Origin of the sequence: Faecalibacterium sp. Marseille-Q4896 (assembly GCF_017377615.1) — a bacterium.
In the GTDB taxonomy this organism is placed as follows: Bacteria; Bacillota; Clostridia; order Oscillospirales; family Ruminococcaceae; genus Faecalibacterium; species Faecalibacterium taiwanense.
On record NZ_JAFREG010000020.1, the window covers coordinates 1 to 2331 of the forward strand.

Below are 2331 nucleotides of genomic sequence, written 5' to 3' on the forward strand. Positions count from 1 at the left end.
GTGCGACACGAAGTCGCGTAATGTATTGCGTGTAAACGCTACTCTATCCATTTGGAGTAACCCTACTGTGACCTGCACTGGTCAAAAGCCGGCGTTGGGAAGCTCACAGGACAATATGGGAAATCTGCCAGCCTAAAAGCAGACGTACCGTTAGGGTAAAGAATGCTATGTCGAATGTAATGTGAACCATCGTAAGGATCGTTACAGGGAATAGGTGAAATAAGGCTGATACACCTACACCAAAAGGTGCTGGAGGTGGCCAAGGGGCCTTTCGCTACCCCGAAGCAAATGGACACAAATCCTCCCGGTTCAAAGATGGCGGCTAAGGCATTCATGAATTATGCATTACGTGGAACGTGGAAAACCCTATGCACTCCTTTAATAAAGGTATCGACCTCGCAAGAGGGAGAAACGGTGCAGAGGGTATGAGATGGAATAAAAAGCGAACGGTTCACTGTAACGGTGAGCATAGGGGTTCAAAATTTGCCCTGACCTGAAAGGGTGCTGACTTATTCCGGGTATTTCATGGCAAGATTGGAGGTATCCCTGTGAACGATAAGTATTCAACGACGGAAGGTAAAACTTCTGAGAAGCTGTCGGACGAAGCTATGTTGAGTGCCCAATGGAAAAACATTGATTGGCATAAGGCAGAGCGGGAAGTCAACAGGCTACAAATCAGGATTGTCAAGGCAACTCAGCAAAAAGACTACAACGCAGTAAAACGACTTCAGTATCTTCTGACACATTCCTTTTACGCCAAAGCACTGGCTGTTAAGCGTGTCGTTACCAACGATGGGCGCAAGACTCCCGGTGTGGATGGTGTTCTCTGGAACACCCCGGCGAAGAAAATGAAAGCGGTTCTATCGCTGACAGATAAAGGGTATCGTGCGCGTCCTCTCCGTAGAGTGTATATCGAAAAGAAGGACAAGAAGAAAAAGCGTCCATTGGGCATTCCTACAATGTATGACCGCGCAATGCAGGCTCTCTATGCTTTGGCACTGGAGCCGGTGGCGGAAACAACAGCAGATGGGAAATCCTTTGGTTTCCGAAAAGGAAGATGCGCACAGGATGCCTGCGAATATCTGTTCAATGCACTGTCGCGCAAGCACATTTCTCCGAAGTGGGTCTTGGAGGGTGACATCAAAGGTTGTTTCGACCATATCAGCCATGATTGGCTTCTGGCGAACATCCCCATGGACAAGAACATTTTGAAGCAGTTCTTAAAGGCGGGATTTATCTATCAGCGCGAACTCTTTCCTACCGAGGAAGGAACTCCGCAAGGTGGTATTATCTCCCCCATTCTGGCGAACATGACGCTGGATGGTATCGAGAAGAAGCTGGTCGAACGCTTTCACACGAACGCGCTCGGTAAGGTCGATTTAAGATTTAAGAATGCCCACAAAGTAAACTTCGTCCGCTATGCAGACGATTTTGTGGTCACAGCGGCAACACCTGAACTGGCTCTTGAAGCAAAGGAGCTGATTCGAGAGTTTCTCGCTGAACGCGGATTGGAACTTTCTGATGAAAAGACCGTTGTCACCAACATTGACGATGGTTTCGACTTCCTCGGCTGGAACTTCAGAAAGTATAACGAAAAGCTGATTATCAAGCCTTCCAAAAAGGCGGTCAAGGCTATCGTTTCCAATATCTCTGACACGATTCTCCGCAGAGGAAAAGCGTGGCAGCAAGATGTTCTGATTATGAAGTTGAATGAACAAATTCGAGGTTGGACTAATTACCACCAGTCCGTATGCGCAAGTGATGCGTTCGCGCATCTGGATTATGTCCTGTACGAACTGCTGTGGCGATGGGCTAAAAGACGGCACCCAAAGAAGAACAAGTGGTGGATTTCCATGAGATACTGGCATCGTGTCGGTAATCGGAACTGGGTGTTCTCTACGGAAAACAAGGAGCTGATACGGGTAGACAGCACAGCCATTGTGCGACATACCAAGATAAAAGCTACTGCAAATCCGTTCCTCGATGAGGCGTATTTTCAAAAAAGGAAATTCGATAAAGGAATGCACCGGCTGACTGGAAAATTCAAGACGATTTGGAAAAACCAGAACGGGCTGTGCTACCACTGCGGAATGCCGATGTATGTAACGGAAGAAAGAGAAATCTTCTACCTTGCACCAAAAGCAAAGACTGGCGTGGAAGATGTTCGTAATATGCGCTACGTTCATTGCGCCTGTCAGAGAATTTATGCTGAGAACCGCTTGAAAAAGTGATGAAATGCTTGAGCCGTATGACGGGAAACTGTCACGTACGGTTCTTAGGCGGGAAGGCGGTGGTAACACCGCTGACCCAGCCGATTACTCGCCGCTGGTG

Annotated in this window: 1 protein-coding gene; it reads left to right on the forward strand. The window is 47.9% G+C overall.

Annotated features, from left to right (window positions below; all coding sequences use genetic code 11):
* Positions 1-548: 548 nt before the first annotated feature.
* Positions 549-2231 (forward strand): group II intron reverse transcriptase/maturase, encoded by a 1683-nt coding sequence (gene ltrA, locus J3348_RS14100; RefSeq protein WP_207699209.1) that lies wholly within the window; start codon positions 549-551, stop codon positions 2229-2231.
* Positions 2232-2331 lie beyond the last annotated feature (100 nt).